We start from the raw sequence: 16,981 nt of genomic DNA, 5'->3' as shown, positions 1-16,981 counted from the left end.
GGGTGCGCCGGATGTTCCGCGGCGCTAGTCTTGCCGCATGCTGTACGAGCACCTTGGGGCTCGGCCCCGAATACATGACACCGCCGTCATCGCGCCCACCGCCGTCATCTCCGGCGACGTGGAGATCGGTGCGGACTGCCAAGTGCTGCACGGCGCCGTGATCACCGCGGAGGGCGGCCCGATCACACTCGGCGAGAACGTCATCGTGATGGAGAACGCCCTGCTGCGAGCGACAGCGGCGGATGCCGTGCACATCGGCGCGCACTCGCTGATCGGCACCCTCGCCAGCGTCGCCGGCGCGAGCATCGGAGAGGAGGTCTTCCTCGCCTCAGGCGCTCGGGTGTTCAATGGTGCGAGGATCGCAGAACGTTGCGAAGTGCGAGTGAACGCGATCGTGCATCGTCGTGCCGTGCTGCCGGAAGGGACCGTAGTGCCGATCGGCTGGGTCGCCGTGGGGAATCCGGTGCAGCTGTTCTCGCCCGATCGCGCTGAGGAGATCGCCGCTGCGCAACCCGAACTCGACTTCCCCGGTCACGTGTTCGGCGTAGATCGCGACACCCCGGACCTCATGGTGCAGCTCACCGAGCGTTACGGTTCGTCGCTTGCGCGCCACAGAGACGACCTGCCGGCCTGAGGGATCGGTTTCGACTCGCTGCGCTCGCTCAACCCGTTTCGTCTCGCTGCGCTCGCTCAACGCCCCGCGGACGCGCCCCTCGGACGCCCCTCACGGACGCCCCTCACGGACGCCTGGCGGGGGCGTAGTCGCTGCGGGTCGTTGAGCGAGGAGCGCAGCGATCGAGACGAAACGCGTTGAGCGAGCGTCAGCGAGACGAAGCGCCTTGTCAGCTCAGATGACGCCCTGGGCGAGCATCGCCGTCGCGACCCGCTGGAAGCCGGCGATGTTCGCGCCGGTGACGTAGTCTCCGGGAACGTCGTACTTCTCGGCGGCCCGGAACGCGGCGTCGTGGATGTCGGCCATGATCTCGCGCAGCTTGTTCTCGCTGTCACCGAAGGTCCAGCGCTGACGCGACGCGTTCTGGCTCATCTCGAGCGCAGAGGTCGCGACACCACCGGCGTTCGCGGCCTTGCCCGGCGCGAACAGCACGCCGGCCTGCTGGAACGCGGCGACCGCATCCGGCACGCAGGGCATGTTGGCGCCTTCAGAGACCGCGCGAACACCGTTCGCGATGAGCGCCTCGGCGTCGGCGAGGTTGACCTCGTTCTGCGTGGCGGAGGGAACCGCGATGTCGACCGGAACCTCCCACACGCTACCGTTCTCCACGAAGCGCGCGCTCGCGCGCCGGTTCGCGTACTCGACGATGCGGCCGCGCTCGACCTCTTTGATCTGACGCAGCAGATCCAGGTCGATACCGGCGTCATCGACGATGTACCCCGAGGAATCGGATGCCGTGACCGCCGTCGCGCCGAGCTGAGTGGCCTTCTGGATGGCGTAGATCGCGACGTTCCCGGAACCTGAGATGCCGACGCGCTTGCCCTCGAGCGACTCGTTGTGCACCGCGAGCATCTCCTGAGCGAAGAACACCGCGCCGTAGCCGGTGGCCTCGGTGCGCACCTCGGCGCCACCCCAGCCGGTGCCCTTGCCGGTGAACATGCCCGACTCGTGACGGTTCGTGATCTTGCGGTACGAGCCGAACAGGTAGCCGATCTCGCGGCCGCCGACGCCGATGTCGCCCGCAGGAACGTCGGTGTGCTCGCCGAGGTGGCGGTACAGCTCGCTCATGAACGACTGGCAGAAGCGCATGACCTCTGCGTCGGAGCGGCCGTGCGGATCGAAGTCCGACCCGCCCTTGGCTCCGCCGATGCCCTGGCCGGTGAGGGCGTTCTTGAAGATCTGCTCGAATCCGAGGAACTTGATGATCGACAGGTTCACCGAGGGGTGGAAACGCAGTCCGCCCTTGTACGGGCCGAGCACCGACGAGAACTGGATGCGATAGCCGCGGTTGACCTGCATCTTCCCGGCGTCATCGAGCCACGGAACACGGAACATGATCTGGCGCTCCGGCTCCACGATCCGGTCCAGGATGCCGGCCTCGACGTACTCCGGGTGCTGCTCGAGGACTGGGGCGATCGTTCCGAGCACCTCGTGCACGGCCTGCTGGAACTCGGGTTCGTGCGGGCTGCGGGCCAGTACCGTGTCGAACACGGGCTGGACGGACGCGGTGAGCGGGTGGAATTCGGTGTGGGTTGCGGTCACGCGGGACGGCTTTCTGAAGAGTGTGGCTGAGGGGGGCGATCGTGTCGCGGGAGAGGGCGTGCCGGATCGGGCACGAGATTTCACCTTACCGCCCATGTTTCCGCGATGTGCGCCGCGGGGCGATCTGATGCGCGACGCGGGGCGATCACCCGGTGTTCTGCAGGCCGGCGGCCACGCCGCTGACCGAGAGCAGCAGCAGGCGTCGCTGTTCGTCGTCTGCCCCGGACCCTTCGACCGCTGAGCCTGTCGAAGCGTCAGGGACCGATGCCGCTGAGCGAAGCTCACGGAGGGCACGCAGCTGCAGCAGCGACAGCGCGTCCACGTACGGGCTGCGCAGCGTCACCGCCCGCTGCAGGATCGGCTTGTTCTCGAGCAGGGCGCCTCCGCCGGTGAGGCGGATGACCCATTCCTTCGTCAGCGTGAGCTCGTCGAGCACCAGCTGGGCGAGATCGTCGCGGTCGCCGAGCGCGAGGTAGCGACGGGCAATGCGCTCATCGGTCTTCGCAAGGCTCATCGCGACGTTGTCGATCATCGCGTGAAGCAGCGGCCAGTCGCGGTAGGCATCCTTGAGAAGGGCCTCGTCGCCGACGCTCTCCAGCGCCGTTCCGAGCCCGAACCAGCCGGCGAGGTTGATCCGTGCCTGCGTCCACGCGAACACCCAGGGGATCGCGCGGAGGTCTTCCAGCGATTCCACGGAGAGGCCACGGCGTGCGGGACGCGAGCCCAGCGCGAGCAGCCCGATCTCCTCCAGGGGCGTGACGGTGGCGAACCACGGCGCGAAGCCGTCGGCCTTCACCAGAGCGAAGAACTTCTCTCGAGAGGTCTCGTCCATCACCCGTGCGACGTCGGCGAAGCGTGCGGCGGCACCGCTCGTGCGCTCTTCGACGCTCGGTGAAGACGCCAGCAGTGTGGCTGCGGCGACCTGATCGATGTGGCGCATCGCGATCGCGGGCTCGCCGTAGCGGGCGAAGATCGTCTCGCCCTGCTCTGTGAGCTTGAACCGGCCGTCGACGGAGTGCGGTGGCTGCGCGAGGATCGCGGAGTTCGCCGGTCCGCCGCCTCGACCCAGGGCGCCGCCCCGGCCGTGGAAGAGGGTCAGCGCGATACCGGCATCCTTCGCCCAGAGGGCGATCTTCTCCTGCGCCTCGTAGAGCGCGAGGTTCGCGGCCACGGGGCCGACGTCCTTCGAGGAATCGGAGTAGCCGAGCATGACCTCGAGGCGATTGCCGGTGGCGGCCATCCGAGAGCGGAACTCGGGGAAGCCGACGACCTCCGCGAGGATGCCGGGCGCGGCCTGCAGGTCGGCGAACGTCTCGAACAGCGGCACGACGTCCAGTACCGGCACATCGTCACCCAGCGCATGGCGGGCGAGGCGGTGCACGTTGGCGAGGTCTTCGGCCGACTGCGTGAACGAGACGACGTAGCGGCCCGCGGCGCGGGGGCCGTAGGTGCGCTGGATGTCGGCGATCGCGCGGAAGACATCGAGCACCTCGCGCGTCCGCTCGCCGGGCTCAGTGCCGGCGTCGAGCTCTGCCAGTGCCTCGCGGTGCACCTGCGAGTGCTGGCGGACCTCGAGCTCGGTGAGGTGGAAGCCGTAGGTCTCGACCTGCCAGATCAGGTGCTGCACGCCGCCGAACGCATGCCGGTTCGCGCCGGATGCCGCGAGCGATGCCTGCACTGCGCGCAGGTCGGCGAGCAGCTGCTCCGGGTCGCTGTAGGCGCCGTCTGCACCTGAGCGGGTCCGCACGACCCGGCTGGCCAGTGCGAGCAGGACGCGACGGTGCGGCTCTTCGGGAGACCGCGCAGCGATCTCGGTGGCAGCGTTCTCGTCGGTCGCGACGAAGGAATCCCACAGTGCGACGACGGCTTCGCTGGGAGGTGTGTCCTCCGCGTCGAGCGTGAGACCGCGCCCGATCCGCTCGATCGCGCGTTCCAGGCCGCGCAGCACGTGATCAGAGGCGATGTTCGCCGCTTCGCGGGTGACGGATGCCGTGACGAACGGGTTGCCGTCGCGGTCGCCGCCGACCCATGACCCGATCCGCACGAAGGCGGGGACGACCGGGGCGCTCGCGCCGGAGTCGTCGCCGCGAAGGGCGTCGTCGATGCGGCGGTAGACGTGCGGAACCGTGGTGAAGAGGGTCTCGTCGAACACCGACATGACCGTGCGCACCTCGTCGGTGGGCGACGGCTTCTGGGCGCGCAGTGGCGCCGTGCGCCAGAGCGTGTCGACCTCTTCGAGCATGCGGCGGCGCGCGCGGTGCTGCTCGGCGCCGCCCTCGCTCGCGGTGTCGTGCTGCGTGAGCAGTTCGGAGAGCCGGCGGATGCTGGCGGAGACGGCGCGACGACGCGCCTCGGTAGGGTGAGCGGTGAACACCGGGTGGAAGCGCAGATCCTCGAGGCTGCGTGCGGCCTCTTCGTCGCCGACCTCACGGCGCAGTTGTGCGTATGCGGCGGCGACGGTGTCCACCGCATCCTCGCGACCCTGGTGTCCGGCGCGATCGCGCAGGATGCGCACCCGCTGGTGCTCCTCGGCGAGATTCACCAGGTGGAAGTAGCAGGTGAAGGCGCGCGCGACCTCGTCGGCCCGCTCGACGGAGAACGAATCAGCGATCTCGGTGGCGCGTTCGAAGGCCTCGGTGCTCTCCTCGTCGTACGCCTGGATGGTCGCCAGCCGCAGCCGCTCGACGTCGTCGTACAGTCCGGCGCGTCCGCTTTCGCGCAGAACCTGACCGAGTAGTGCGCCGAGCATGCGGACATCGCCGCGCATCTCGTCTGGGATCCCGCGTCCGGCCTCGAATCGACCTATGACGCGGATGGCCTCTGTGTTGGTGGGCTCAGGAGTCACCATCCGAGGTTATCTCCGTGCAGGAGACGTACGTGACCAGGTGACATCCGATGAACCTGAGGGTGGCGGATACCATGGGAGCGATGTCTGACTCCCGAAATCTTCTTCGCACGCAGCAATTCCCCGCGGTGCTCCTTCTCCTGGCGGCGGCGCTCGGACTCGTGCTCGCGAACACGCCGGCGTTCGGCCCGATCGATGCCGTGCTGGGGTTCCACATCGCTGTGCCAGGCACGTCGATCGACCTCTCGGTCGCGCACTGGATCTCGAGCGGACTTCTCGCGATCTTCTTCTTCGTGGTCGCGATGGAGCTGCAATACGAACTCACCCGCGGCGAGCTGAACTCGTTCCGAAAGGCTCTGCAACCCTCGATCGCCGCCGTCGGCGGCGTACTCGTGCCGATCATCATCTATCTGATCATCGCCGGGGGAGAGCAGACTTCCTCGGGCTGGCCGATCCCGACTGCGACCGACATCGCCTTCGCGCTCGGCGTGCTCGCCGTGTTCGGCAAGGGGCTTCCCTCTGCCGTGCGCGTCTTCCTGCTGGCACTGGCGATACTCGACGACATCATCGGCATCATCTTCATCGCGGTGCTCTTCGCTCGCGACCTCAACTGGCTTTACCTGCTGCTGGCCGTCGTGGGCGTCGTCGTGTTCGGCGTGCTGTCGCGGATGCTGCCGACGAAGCACTCATGGCTGGTCGTCGCAGCGATGGTGATCGTCGGCGTTGTCGTCTGGGGACTCATGATGTCCTCGGGCATCCACGCCACGATCGCCGGCGTGCTGCTGGGGCTGGCCATCGCGCAGTCCCCGGCGATGCCGACACGGCATGCGCTCGAGCCGTGGGTCAACGGTGCCATCCTGCCGATCTTCGCGTTCGCCGCCGCCTTCGTCGTGATCCCCGCTGTGTCGCCGTCCGAACTCTCGCCGGCGTTCTTCGGCATCGCGATCGCACTGCCGGTGGGCAAGATCATCGGCATCACGGTCTTCGGCTGGATCGCCATGCGGATCGGGCCGAAGGACAAGGCTCCTGCCCTGACGATCACCGATCTCCTCGCCGCCGGGGCGCTCGGCGGTATCGGCTTCACGGTCTCGTTGCTGCTGGCGAACCTCGCCTTCGCGGACGACCCCGCTGTGCGCGATCAGGCGATCCTCGGTGTGCTCGTGGGCTCGCTCGTCGCCCTTGTGCTGTCGGGCGTCGTCGTCTCATGGCGTGCCGCGTGGTACCGCCGCTCCGCGACGACGGTGTCGTGACCGCTTCGACGAGGGGACACAATGACCGAGCATCCTGATCCGCTGCGCACCGCTGCCGAGACCATGCGCGCCGTGCGTGAGAAGTGCGCGTGGTCGCAGCAGATCACGCATCGCGACCTCGTGCCGTACCTGATCGAGGAGTCCCATGAGGTCATCGACGCGGTCGAGGACGGCACACGCGCCGACCTCCGCGAGGAGCTGGGCGATCTGCTCTGGCAGGTGCTGTTCCATGCGGCGATCGCCGCGCAGGATCCGGACGATCCGTTCGACATCGACGACGTGGCGCAGACGCTGACGGAGAAGATGGTCAGGCGGCATCCGCATGTCTTCGCCGGCGAGGTGGCGAACACACCCGAAGAGGTGCTCGTGCACTGGAACGCCGCGAAGGCCGCCGAGAAGCGCTCGCGCACCAGTGTTCTCGACGGCGTACCGCACGGGATGCCGGCCCTCGCACTCGCGCAGAAAGTGCTCGGTCGAGCCGCGCGGGTCGGGGCCGGAGACGACGTCGCGCTCGCCGCTCACGATGCTGCCGAGGTCGGGGCGGCACCGGAATCCGAGGAGGAGCTCGGCGACCTGCTGCTGATGCTCACGGCCACGGCCCGCCAGAACGGCTGGGATGCCGAGCGCGCCCTGCGCGAGCGTCTGCGCCTGCTCGAGGACGACGTCCGCACGGCCGAAACCTCCTGACAGACCGCCTCGACGAGATCGCCCTGCAGACCTGGAAAGATGGACTCGTGGCTACTGTGAACGCGCCGCGCGGCATGCGCGACATCCTCCCCGCCGACAAGGCCCGCCGTGAGCGTGTGCTCTCCGTGATCCGCGAGCGCTACCTGGCGCATGGGTTCGACGAGATCGAGACGCCCGCGCTCGAGGAGTACTCGCGTCTGCATTCGGGCATGGGCGGCGACAACGAGAAGCTCGCGTACAACGTGCTGCGCCGGGGGATGGATGCCGAGGCGATCCGTGAAGGTGCGGAAGACGCCGCTGCGCTGAGTGATCTCGGCCTGCGCTATGACCTCACGGTTCCGCTCGCGCGTTTCTTCGCGAGCAACCGCGGGCAGCTTCCCGGTGTCTTCCGTGCGATCCAGATCGGTCCCGTCTGGCGTGCTGAGCGACCGCAGAAGGGCCGCTACCGCCAGTTCGTGCAGTGCGACATCGACATCATGGGTGACGACTCCTCGCGGGCCGAAGCCGAGCTCATGGTCGCGTCCCTGGACGCCGTGGACGCTCTCGGACTCGACGGTGCGAGCGTGCGCATCAACGATCGTCGAGTGCTCGACTGGATGCTGGATGCCTTCGGCTTCACCACGGACGAGCGCCCCGGTGTGCTGATCACGATCGACAAGCTCGACAAGATCGGTCCTGACGGGATCGTCCGGGAGCTCCGCGAGCGGGATGCCACAGCATCCGCGGTCGACGCGTTCGAGACGTTCCTGCGTCGCCCGCAGACCATGGAGTTCAATCCGTTCGGCGAACGCCAGATCCGCAAGGCCCTCCCTGGGAACGCTCCGGACGAGATCGTCGACCACCTCGTCGGCATCGGCGAGGCAGTGGCGGCAGGGCGCGGGATCGAGGGCGACATCCCGCTCGTCTTCGACCCGTTCCTGGTGCGCGGCATGGGCTACTACACCGGCACGATCTTCGAGCTCGCGCATCCATCCGTGCCGTATTCGCTGGGCGGCGGCGGACGATACGACGGCATGATCGGTCGGTTCCTCGGCCAGCAGGTGCCGGCGGTCGGCTTCTCGCTCGGCTTCGAGCGCCTCGTCGATCTCGTCGATCTCGGAGCGGATGCCGATGCTCAGGCCGTCGTGCTCGTGCATGACGCCGACGTGCCGGTGGCAGAGCTCGTCGCGCACAAGGCCGCGCTGATCCGTTCGGGTTCGCGCGTGCGCCTGGAGCGCAGGGTCAAGAACTTCAAGGCGCTGCTCGAGCGATCGGCCGCCGACGGATACACCGCCTTCGCGACGGTCTCCGCCGGCGCCGAGGTCGGCGCGCTGGAGCTCAAGCCGCTCACCTGACCGTTTCTGTCGTGTCGCCCGCAGCACATCCGTCGGTACGGATCACGGCCGTCGGTCGAGAATGCGCATTCTCCGCCGACATCCGTGATTTCAGCTGACAGGTGTGCTGACGTTCACGCCGCGTTCATTCCCGCGCGGTGTGATGGTGTGCATGGCAGGAGTGCGCACCGCGATCGCCGTGGCGACGGCGGTGGCATCCGCGATCGTGCTGGGCGGGCGATCGCTCCTTGTCCACCAGGCCGCGATCGCACGGCGGCGAATCGGAAAGCCTCTCGGCGAACAGTCTCTGGTCGCGGACCGGGTGTGGAAGCGCTCACTCGACGGTCGACCGATCGAGTTGCTGCTGTTGGGAGATTCTCTCGCGGCAGGTCTCGGTGCGGAGCATCGCAAAGAGACACTGGGCGGACGTATCGCCAAGGGGCTGGCGAAGCGGATGCAGTGCCCGGTGCGGTTGCGCACGGCAGCCGTCGTCGGCTCGGAATCGTCTGCGCTCGCCGGACAGCTCGATGACCTTCCGGGCGACTACCGGGCCGATGTCGCGGTGATCGTGGTCGGTGGGAACGACGTGACCCATACGATCCCGCCGTCTGCGGCAGCAGAACGATTGGAACAGGCGATCATCAGGCTCAGGGATGCCGGTACCGCAGTGGTCGTCGGTACTTGTCCCGATCTCGGCACGCTCCAGCCGGTGCCGCAGCCGCTGCGAGCGCTGATGTCACGGATGTCGCGCAGACTCGCCCTGGAACAGACCAAGGTCGCCTGGCGGACTGGAGCCGTTCCGGTCGACCTGCGACAGGTTCTCGGCCCGACATTCCATGATCAGCCCGACGAGATGTTCAGCCTCGACCGATTCCACCCCAGTGCTGCCGGCTACCGCGCCACGGCCGACGCCCTGTTGCCTGCGGTGCTCACGGCACTCGAGTCGCGCGGGGTGAGCGTGGCGCCCCCGAGAACAGCACTCGACATCTGATCGCCGAGCACCGACCGGGTGCGCCGGGCTCGGTATCGTGGAGCACAACGCCTGCAGGGGATGAACCGATGAACGTCGCACACCCGATCGACCTCGCCACATGGCCGCGTCGCGAGCATTTCGAGCATTACCGCAAGCGAGTGCCGTGCACGTATGCCATCACGGTCGATGTCGACGTGACAGACATGGTGGCCGCGCTGCGCGACAGCGGGCGGAAGACCTACATCGCACAGGTCTGGGCCCTCGCGTCGATCGTCAACAGGCACGCCGAGTTCCGCATGACAATCACCGACGATGGGGAGCCGGCCGTCTGGGACGTGCTGCACCCGGCGTTCACCGTGTTCAACCCGGAGCGAGAGACCTTCGCGTGCGTCTGGTCGGCCTTCGACAGCGATTTCGCACGGTTCCACGATGCGGCCGCGCCGCTGTTGGAGATGCACCGGAGCGCGACGAGTTTCTTCCCCAAGGGGATATGCCCCCGAACACCTTCGATGTGTCGAGTCTCCCGTGGACGCAGTTCACCGGCTTCTCGCTGCAGATCGACGGCGGGTGGGACCACCTGCTGCCGATATTCACGCTTGGCCGTTATTTCGAGCGCGACGGTCGCACGTTCCTGCCGCTGGCCATCCAGATGCATCATGCCGCCGCCGATGGATTCCACACCGCGCGCCTGATCGACGAGTTCACGGCTCTCGTGGGCGACCCGACATGGCTCACCTCGACAACCACCTGAGACGATGCCGAGCGCTTGCCGGTCGTCCTGACGGCAGTTGTGGCGCGCCCGTTCAGCGAACGAGTCGCAGCCGCAGCATCCGATACGCCACGCCGACGAGCACGACGCCGGTGCCGATCAGCGAGGCGACGATCGGCAGCGTGTTGACGAGCACCAGACAGCCGAGCACTCCGACCACCTGCAGCACCCGCGGATAGCGTCGAGCGGCCCCTGACTGCCGGAAGGCAGCGGCGTTCGCGATCAGGTAGTACAGCAGCACGCCGAACGACGAGAATCCGATCGCGTTCCGCAGATCTGCGAACAGCACGATGACGATCACGATGATGGCGATCGCGATCTCCGCTCGCTGAGGCACCTTCCACCGCGGGTGGACGGCGGCGAGGAAGCGCGGCAGGTCGGACTCTCTCGCCATCGCGAGCGTCGTGCGGCCGATCCCTGTGATCAGGGCCAGCAGAGCACCGAGGGATGCCGAGGCCGCGGCCACGCGCACGACCGGGGCGAGCGCGGTCCAACCCGCGGCGTCGACCACCGCTGCGAGCGGTGCCGCGGTCGATCCGGCATCCGCCCCGAGGGTGAGCATCACGACGACGGCGATGAGCGCATAGACGACGACTGCTCCGGTGAGCGCGAGTGCGATCGCCCGCGGGATGGTGCGTGCGGGGTCGACGACCTCTTCGCCCATCGTGGCGATGCGCGCGTAACCGGCGAACGCGAAGAACAGGAGCCCTGCGCCCTGCAGCACGCCGTAGGCGGTGACATCGGGGAGCGGCGCGGGGGTCGCGGAAGCGGATGCCGTGAACCCTCCGGCGACCACCACAGTCAGTCCGATCAGCGAGATGATCACGAGGATGCGGGTGAGGAGAGCCGTCCGCGTGACACCGAAGCAGTTGACGGTGGCGAGGGCGGCCACGGCGAGGATCGCGACCGGCACCTGCCAGCCGTCCGGCGCGGCGTATGCGGCGAACGTCAGTGCCATCGCCGCGCAGCTGGCGATCTTGCCGATCACGAAGCACCAGCCGGCGATGAAACCCCACCACGGGCCGATCTCGGCCCTGGCATATGCGTAGGTGCCGCCGGAGACGGGATGCACTGCGGCGAGCTGCGCGGATGAGGTGGCGTTGCAGAAGGCGACGACCGCTGCGATCGCGAGCGCGATCAGCAGCCCTGACCCCGCGACCTCGATCGCGGGTCCCCACACCGAGAACACTCCGGCGCCGATCATCGATCCAAGCCCGATGGCGACGGCATCCGTGAGCGTCAGACGACGTGCGAGTTCCACCCGGTCATCGTGACACGCGATGGTGAACGGGTGGGGTTCAGGGCTGGCGCGCCGCAGTGACCCGTTTCTTCTCGCGGATGTAGACCTCGCGGCGCACCCTCGCGACGACGTCGCCGCCGCGGTCGGTGATCACGGTCTCGAACCACTCGAGCACCTTGGCGCCGCCCTCGGCGCGCTCGCGAAGTTCGGCCACCTTCTCGGGGGAGACGTGGAACTCCGCCGTCAGCACCCCGCGTCCCGGCTTCACGAACTCGATCTCGCCACGGGTGTCCCACACGACGTAGTCGCGGCCGAGCTGGTGCATCACGAGCATGAAGAAGTACGGGTCGGTCATGGCCGACATCGAGCCGCCGAAGGCCGTCTTCACGTAGTTGCGGGTGATGAGGTTCACATGCAGTTCGACGGTCGCGTGCGTCCAGTCCTCGCTGAAGCGGCGGATGCGTATGCCGCTGAACAGGTTCGGAGCCCACAGACTCATGCCGGTGGCCAGGCGACGGGGAGTGATGCGCATGACGTCAGTGTGACGCAGCCCTCGCGCCCCACAAAGCGAAGTGGAGGGTTGCGACAACTGTTCTAGTTGAACTAGAATTACAGTAATTACTGGGAGAGGTGCGACGTGCTGATCAGGATCGATGCGGAGAGCTCGCGACCGCTGTTCGAGCAGGTCGCGTCGTCTGTGCGCGGTGACATCCTCGCCGGGCGCCTCGTCCCAGGAGACAGGCTGCCCTCCGCGCGCGAGGTCGCTGAGGCGCTCGACATCAACCTGCACACCGTGCTGCGCGCGTACCAGCAGCTGCGCGACGAAGCACTCATCGACCTGCGCCGGGGTCGGGGAGCGGTGGTGTCGGCGTCGGCCGCGCCGCTGGCCGAGTTGGCCAGCGACGTCTCAGCGCTCGTGCACCGCGCCGCCACGCTCGGAATCACGCCTGCCACTCTTGCCGCCCTCGTCACGGAGATCGAATCATGAACACTGTCGCCAGTACCCAAGACATCCGCCGCGCTCGTCGCTCGTTCCTCCTCGTCGGACTCGTGGTTCCGGTCGTCCTGGCGGCGATCGCTGTCGCATTCATCGTCGCCTGGTTGCCTGACCTGCCAGAGACGATCGTCACCCATTGGGGTCCGGAGGGACCTAACGGCTATGCGAGTCCCGCGCTGTTCGTCTGGGTTCAGGCCGTGCTTGGGCTCGGGCTTCCACTGCTGCTGACGTTGCCGATCCTGGCGCTCATGAAGAACTCCTGGGGCGTCACCTGCCGGTTGCTCGCCGCGATCTCCTTGGGCACGGCCGCGCTCCTCTCCGTCATGTTCGTTGGATCCGTGGCGATGCAGCGCGAGTCGAACAGCTCCGCACTGGGCATCGGAACAGTGCTGGCGCTCGGCTTCGGCGCTCTCGTGGTGATCGGACTCATCGGCTGGTTCGTGCAGCCGAACGTGACGACATCTGCTGGGCAGGTATCTGACGAGGCGTCGCTGCACCTCAGGCTCGCACCGGGAGAGAAGGCCGCCTGGTTCGGCGCAGCCGCGATGGGGCGACCAGGGATCATCGGTCTCGCCGTCTCAGTGCTCGTTCTGTGCGCCACCACGGTCTGGGTGTTCGTGCTCGGCGACAGCTCCGCGTGGATCCTCGCAATCGTCACACTGCTGTTGATCGCACTCATCGCCATGACGCTCGTGTTCCGCGTTCGCGTCAATGCCGCCGGCCTGCGTGTGCGCTCGGTCGTGGGCTGGCCCCGATGGGATATCGCCGCATCGGAGATCGCCGATGTGAAGGTCGTGCAGGTGAACCCCATGGCCGAGTTCGGCGGATGGGGTCTGCGCATCGCCGTCGACGGGCGCATGGGCGTCGTGCTTCGCACCGGTGAAGCGCTGCAGGTCACGCGCAGCAGCGGACGCGTGTTCGTCGTCACGATCGATGATGCTCGCACCGCGGCATCCGTACTGTCCTCCGCAATGAAGGGAACCGACTCATGATTCGCATCCGCCCCGCGGCCATCGTCGCATTCATCCTGCTCACCTGGGGCTTGGCATGGTTGGTCGCTCTGCCGCTGTGGATCGACGGCGGGCTCGCGAACCCGCTGGCCGGCACCCTCATTCCGGTGATGATGTTCACGCCGGCACTCGCCGTGCTGATCGTGATGCTCGTGCTGCGCCCGGTGCCGAAGGGGGAGCGGCTCCGGTTCCTCGGCATCTGGCCGCTGCGCCCCGCGAAGCGCGTGGTGTGGATGATGGTGCTCGGTCTGTTCGCGCCCATCGTCGTGATCGCGGTCTCCGTCGCCGTGGCGGCGCTGTTCGGTTGGGTGAGATTGGATCTCGTCGGGTTCTCCGGTTTCGCCGAGCAATTGGCGGCCAGTCTGCCCGCCGGGGTGCCTGCCCCTCCTGCGACCGCAGTGATCCTCGCCCAGCTGCTCGCGATTCCGTTCGCCGCGGCCACGATCAACGCACTGCTGGCCTTCGGCGAGGAACTCGGCTGGCGCGGATTCCTCGTGCCGGCGCTGCGTCAGTACGGCACCTGGCCCGCGCTGCTGATCAGCGGAGGGGTGTGGGGTCTGTGGCATTCACCCCTCATCCTGCTCGGTTACAACTTCGGCGTCACCGACATCACCGGTGTGCTGCTGATGACGGCTGGGTGCATCGCGTGGGGAGTGCTGCTCGGCTGGCTGCGGCTGCGCTCGGCTTCGCTGTGGCCGGCGGTCTTCGCGCACGGGGCGATGAATGCCGCCGGTGGGATGATCCTGTGGTTCTATGCGGCAGGGACGAGCGTCGATCCCGCGCTTGCTGGCATGCTCGGCGTGGCAGGGTGGATCACGTGCGCGCTGGTCGTGGTCGTGCTGATGCTGACCGGCCAGTTCCGCAAGCAGCCGGAGTTGGACGGTGCGGTAGGACGGATGCTGTCGGCTCCACGTCAGCGCGGTGAATGACCCTCGCGGGTCGCCATCCGTCTATTGACGCCGCCCCAGGACAGGAGTTGGGTGGAGCCATGGCTGAATCGACCGCCGACAACTGGCGCCGCGCAGACGAGTACCTCGCCGACACTCTCGTCGGGCACGACCCGGCGCTCGAGGCGGCTCTCGCCGCTCAGCGCGCAGCCGGCCTGCCCGATATCGAAGTGGCGCCGGTCAGCGGCAAGTTCCTGAACCTCGTCGCCCGTATCAGCGGCGCACGCCGAGTGCTCGAGATCGGCACACTGGGTGGCTACTCCACGATCTGGCTCGCCAGGGCGGTCGGCGCGGAGGGCACGGTGACGACGATCGAGGCCGAGCCCGCCAACGCCGCGATCGCCCGCGCGAGCATCGATGCCGCTGGCGTGGGGGAGCGCGTCGCCATCCGCATCGGACGAGGTGCCGACGTGCTGCCGACCCTTGAGGGTTCCGAACCGTTCGACCTCGTGTTCATCGACGCGGACAAGGAGTCGAACACGATCTACCTCGACTGGGCAGCGCGCCTCGGCCGCCCTGGAACGGTGATCGTGCTCGACAACATCGGCCGAGAGGGTGAGATCGTCCGCGACGACACGACGGACTCGCGCGTGATCGGGACACGCGATGCTCTCCGGATGCTCGGTGAGGATCCTCGCTTCGACGCCACGGCGCTGCAGACCGTCGGGATCAAGGGGTGGGACGGCGTCGCCGTTGCCGTCGTCGTCGGCATGTGAACGACGGATGCCGCGCACTAGACTGACCATGGATCGACGACGCTCCACCACAACACCCTTTCCCTGAGCAAGGAGCACATACGTGGCACTCATCGAGGCTGTAGGCGCACGCGAGATTCTGGATTCACGCGGCAACCCGACCGTCGAGGTGGAGGTGCTCCTCGACGACGGAATCGTCCAGCGCGCGGCCGTCCCCTCCGGCGCATCCACCGGCGCATTCGAAGCGTACGAACTGCGTGACGGCGACAAGAGCCGCTACGGCGGCAAGGGCGTGCTGAAGGCCGTCGACGCCATCATCGATGAGCTCGGCCCGGCACTCGAGGGCGTCGAGGCGAGCGAGCAGCGCATCGTCGACGAGATCCTCAACGAGACCGACGGCACCGAGAACAAGCAGCGCACGGGCGCGAACGCCATCCTCGGCGTCAGCCTCGCCGTGGCCAAGGCAGCCGCAGACAGCGCAGACCTGCCGCTGTTCCGCTACCTCGGCGGCGCGAACGCGCACGTCCTGCCGGTCCCGCTGTTCAACGTCATCAACGGCGGCTCGCACGCCGACAACGGCATCGACATGCAGGAGTTCTTCCTCGCGCCGATCGGTGCGGAGACCTACAGCGAAGCACTGCGCTGGGGCGTCGAGACCTACCACGTCCTCAAGGGCGAGCTCAAGGCAGCCGGATTCGCGACGGGCCTCGGCGACGAGGGCGGCTTCGCCCCCGACCTGCCCAGCAACCGCGACGGCCTCGAGTTCCTGATCAAGGCCATCGAGAAGGCCGGGTTCACTCCAGGCACCGACATCGCCCTGGGCCTGGATGCCGCCGCCACCGAGTTCTTCAACGATGGCGTCTACCGCCTCGACAACAAGGACTGGGACGCCGCCGCGCTCACCGAGTACTACGTCGGACTCGTGAACGACTTCCCGATCATCACGATCGAGGACGGCCTCGCCGAGGACGACTGGGACGGTTGGAAGGCACTCACCGATGCACTCGGTGCAAAGGTGCAGCTCGTCGGCGACGACCTGTTCGTCACCAACCCGACACGCCTCGCCGAAGGCATCAAGCGCGGAGTCGCCAACTCGCTCCTCGTCAAGGTCAACCAGATCGGCACGCTCACCGAGACGTTCGACGCGGTCAGCCTCGCGCAGCGCTCGGGATACACGGCGATGCTCTCGCACCGTTCCGGCGAGACCGAGGACACCACGATCGCCGACCTCGTGGTCGCGACGAACTCCGGTCAGATCAAGGCTGGTGCGCCTGCTCGCAGCGAGCGCGTCGCGAAGTACAATCAGCTTCTGCGCATCGAAGAAGAGCTCGGCGACGCCGCGGTGTTCGCGGGTCGCTCCGCGTTCCCGCGCCTGCAGGGCTGAGCGCCTGAGGGCTGAGCGCGACTGAGACAGGATCACGGAAGGGGGAGTCATGGCGAGACGTCCGACTCCGCCTTCCGCATCCGACCCGAGCGCACAGGCTCCGCCACGCAAGACGAAGACGGCGCCGTCCGGCGCGGCGAAGCCCGGCGCTGCGAAGCCCCGCTCGTCCCGCGCCGCGACCCGAGAGGTCGACGTGCGGGAGTGGGCATCCGGCATCCGGCTCTCCGGTTTCATGGTCATCATGCTCTCGCTCGTCGTGCTCGGCGCGTGGGTCCTGGTGCCGACCCTCGGCACGTTCATCGATCAGCGGCAGAAGATCGCCGCGCTCGAGGCGTCGGTGCAGGTGAGCGCCGACGAGATCGAGGCGCTCGAGCAGGAGCAGGAGCGCTGGGAAGACCCGGCCTACATCACCACGCAGGCTCGCGAGCGGCTCTACTACGTCAAGCCGGGCGAGGTCGTCTACCTCGTCGACAACGACATCGACCCCGCATCGCTCCCGCAGGAGCAGACGCCCGTGAGCGATGAGCTGAAGAAGACGCCCGCCGACTGGATGCCGCAGCTGCTGCGCACCATCGCCGGAGCGGGGCTCGCCCAGAACGCGAGCGCCGGCGGATAGGCCAGCAGTGAGCGATTCCCCAGGATCCCCTGCCTTAAGC

15 protein-coding genes and 1 pseudogene are annotated in these 16,981 nt (G+C 67.7%); 12 read left to right on the top strand and 4 right to left on the bottom strand.

The window, feature by feature from the left end:
• Positions 1 to 37 precede the first annotated feature (37 nt).
• Positions 38 to 634 carry a gamma carbonic anhydrase family protein gene (locus J1M43_RS11820; RefSeq protein WP_033104873.1) on the top strand — a complete coding sequence of 199 codons (597 nt, stop codon included), beginning with the start codon at positions 38 to 40 and terminating at the stop codon, positions 632 to 634.
• Positions 635 to 847: 213 nt separating this feature from the next.
• On the opposite strand, the gene gdhA is transcribed toward J1M43_RS11820, so the two are convergent.
• Both gdhA and J1M43_RS11810 read right to left on the bottom strand, forming a co-directional pair.
• Positions 848 to 2,215, bottom strand: coding sequence for an NADP-specific glutamate dehydrogenase (gene gdhA, locus J1M43_RS11815; protein WP_033104872.1), 1,368 nt, complete (start codon positions 2,213 to 2,215; stop codon positions 848 to 850).
• Positions 2,216 to 2,360: 145 nt separating this feature from the next.
• Positions 2,361 to 4,982, bottom strand: coding sequence for a phosphoenolpyruvate carboxylase (locus J1M43_RS11810; RefSeq protein ID WP_241245443.1), 2,622 nt, complete (start codon positions 4,980 to 4,982; stop codon positions 2,361 to 2,363).
• A gap of 161 nt (positions 4,983 to 5,143) precedes the next feature.
• Between J1M43_RS11810 and nhaA the strand changes: the two genes are divergently transcribed.
• From nhaA to J1M43_RS17185, 5 genes and pseudogenes are all read left to right on the top strand, one after another.
• Entirely contained in the window at positions 5,144 to 6,310 is a 1,167-nt protein-coding gene (gene nhaA, locus J1M43_RS11805) for a Na+/H+ antiporter NhaA (protein ID WP_033106204.1), read from the top strand.
• 21 nt (positions 6,311 to 6,331) lie between these two features.
• On the top strand, positions 6,332 to 6,997 hold the full coding sequence (locus J1M43_RS11800; RefSeq protein WP_206476789.1) for a MazG family protein: 666 nt from the start codon (positions 6,332 to 6,334) through the stop codon (positions 6,995 to 6,997).
• A gap of 74 nt (positions 6,998 to 7,071) precedes the next feature.
• Positions 7,072 to 8,331: a HisS family protein gene (locus J1M43_RS11795; protein WP_241245442.1), complete on the top strand. Its 1,260-nt coding sequence runs from the start codon at positions 7,072 to 7,074 to the stop codon at positions 8,329 to 8,331.
• A gap of 151 nt (positions 8,332 to 8,482) precedes the next feature.
• Positions 8,483 to 9,301: an SGNH/GDSL hydrolase family protein gene (locus tag J1M43_RS11790; protein WP_188436048.1), complete on the top strand. Its 819-nt coding sequence runs from the start codon at positions 8,483 to 8,485 to the stop codon at positions 9,299 to 9,301.
• A gap of 68 nt (positions 9,302 to 9,369) precedes the next feature.
• A pseudogene (locus J1M43_RS17185) lies at positions 9,370 to 10,034 on the top strand (CatA-like O-acetyltransferase).
• A gap of 52 nt (positions 10,035 to 10,086) precedes the next feature.
• Here the strand turns inward: J1M43_RS17185 and J1M43_RS11780 are convergent.
• Both J1M43_RS11780 and J1M43_RS11775 read right to left on the bottom strand, forming a co-directional pair.
• A complete protein-coding gene (locus tag J1M43_RS11780) occupies positions 10,087 to 11,256 on the bottom strand; it encodes an APC family permease (RefSeq protein ID WP_241245441.1) in 1,170 nt (389 codons plus the stop codon).
• A gap of 94 nt (positions 11,257 to 11,350) precedes the next feature.
• Positions 11,351 to 11,824, bottom strand: coding sequence for a DUF4442 domain-containing protein (locus J1M43_RS11775; protein ID WP_206476786.1), 474 nt, complete (start codon positions 11,822 to 11,824; stop codon positions 11,351 to 11,353).
• A 105-nt stretch (positions 11,825 to 11,929) separates the two neighbouring features.
• On the opposite strand from J1M43_RS11775, the gene J1M43_RS11770 reads away from it, so the two are divergent.
• From J1M43_RS11770 to J1M43_RS11745, 6 genes are all read left to right on the top strand, one after another.
• Positions 11,930 to 12,280 (top strand): GntR family transcriptional regulator, encoded by a 351-nt coding sequence (locus tag J1M43_RS11770; RefSeq protein ID WP_206476785.1) that lies wholly within the window; start codon positions 11,930 to 11,932, stop codon positions 12,278 to 12,280.
• Positions 12,277 to 13,281 (top strand): DUF1648 domain-containing protein, encoded by a 1,005-nt coding sequence (locus J1M43_RS11765; protein ID WP_206476784.1) that lies wholly within the window; start codon positions 12,277 to 12,279, stop codon positions 13,279 to 13,281. Before J1M43_RS11770 ends, J1M43_RS11765 begins: the two co-directional genes overlap by 4 nt.
• A complete protein-coding gene (locus J1M43_RS11760; RefSeq protein WP_206476783.1) occupies positions 13,278 to 14,228 on the top strand; it encodes a CPBP family intramembrane glutamic endopeptidase in 951 nt (316 codons plus the stop codon). The genes J1M43_RS11765 and J1M43_RS11760 overlap by 4 nt, the downstream gene beginning before the upstream one ends.
• 59 nt (positions 14,229 to 14,287) lie before the next feature.
• On the top strand, positions 14,288 to 14,962 hold the full coding sequence (locus J1M43_RS11755; RefSeq protein WP_206476782.1) for an O-methyltransferase: 675 nt from the start codon (positions 14,288 to 14,290) through the stop codon (positions 14,960 to 14,962).
• A gap of 82 nt (positions 14,963 to 15,044) precedes the next feature.
• Positions 15,045 to 16,325 carry a phosphopyruvate hydratase gene (eno, locus tag J1M43_RS11750; RefSeq protein WP_033104865.1) on the top strand — a complete coding sequence of 427 codons (1,281 nt, stop codon included), beginning with the start codon at positions 15,045 to 15,047 and terminating at the stop codon, positions 16,323 to 16,325.
• Positions 16,326 to 16,374: 49 nt separating this feature from the next.
• Complete coding sequence (locus tag J1M43_RS11745) at positions 16,375 to 16,941, top strand: septum formation initiator family protein (protein WP_084595482.1); 567 nt, start codon at positions 16,375 to 16,377, stop codon at positions 16,939 to 16,941.
• The last annotated feature ends 40 nt before the right edge of the window (positions 16,942 to 16,981 follow it).

Source organism: Microbacterium sp. KRD172 (assembly GCF_017168295.1).
GTDB classification, from domain to species: domain Bacteria; phylum Actinomycetota; class Actinomycetes; order Actinomycetales; family Microbacteriaceae; genus Microbacterium; species Microbacterium profundi.
This window is presented reverse-complemented; position numbering and strand designations above follow the sequence as displayed.

Bases quoted from the DNA above. Each gene is read 5' to 3' on its own strand.
- J1M43_RS11745 (WP_084595482.1), top strand. From the start codon at position 16,375: ATGGCGAGACGTCCGACTCCGCCTTCCGCATCCGACCCGAGCGCACAG.
- nhaA (WP_033106204.1), top strand. From the start codon at position 5,144: ATGTCTGACTCCCGAAATCTTCTTCGCACGCAGCAATTCCCCGCGGTG.
- J1M43_RS11810 (WP_241245443.1), bottom strand. From the start codon at position 4,982: ATGCGCGGCGATGTCCGCATGCTCGGCGCACTACTCGGTCAGGTTCTG.
- J1M43_RS11795 (WP_241245442.1), top strand. From the start codon at position 7,072: ATGCGCGACATCCTCCCCGCCGACAAGGCCCGCCGTGAGCGTGTGCTC.
- J1M43_RS11820 (WP_033104873.1), top strand. From the start codon at position 38: ATGCTGTACGAGCACCTTGGGGCTCGGCCCCGAATACATGACACCGCC.
- J1M43_RS11760 (WP_206476783.1), top strand. From the start codon at position 13,278: ATGATTCGCATCCGCCCCGCGGCCATCGTCGCATTCATCCTGCTCACC.
- J1M43_RS11755 (WP_206476782.1), top strand. From the start codon at position 14,288: ATGGCTGAATCGACCGCCGACAACTGGCGCCGCGCAGACGAGTACCTC.
- J1M43_RS11790 (WP_188436048.1), top strand. From the start codon at position 8,483: ATGGCAGGAGTGCGCACCGCGATCGCCGTGGCGACGGCGGTGGCATCC.
- J1M43_RS11775 (WP_206476786.1), bottom strand. From the start codon at position 11,824: ATGCGCATCACTCCCCGTCGCCTGGCCACCGGCATGAGTCTGTGGGCT.
- J1M43_RS11765 (WP_206476784.1), top strand. From the start codon at position 12,277: ATGAACACTGTCGCCAGTACCCAAGACATCCGCCGCGCTCGTCGCTCG.
- J1M43_RS11800 (WP_206476789.1), top strand. From the start codon at position 6,332: ATGACCGAGCATCCTGATCCGCTGCGCACCGCTGCCGAGACCATGCGC.
- J1M43_RS11780 (WP_241245441.1), bottom strand. From the start codon at position 11,256: ATGATCGGCGCCGGAGTGTTCTCGGTGTGGGGACCCGCGATCGAGGTC.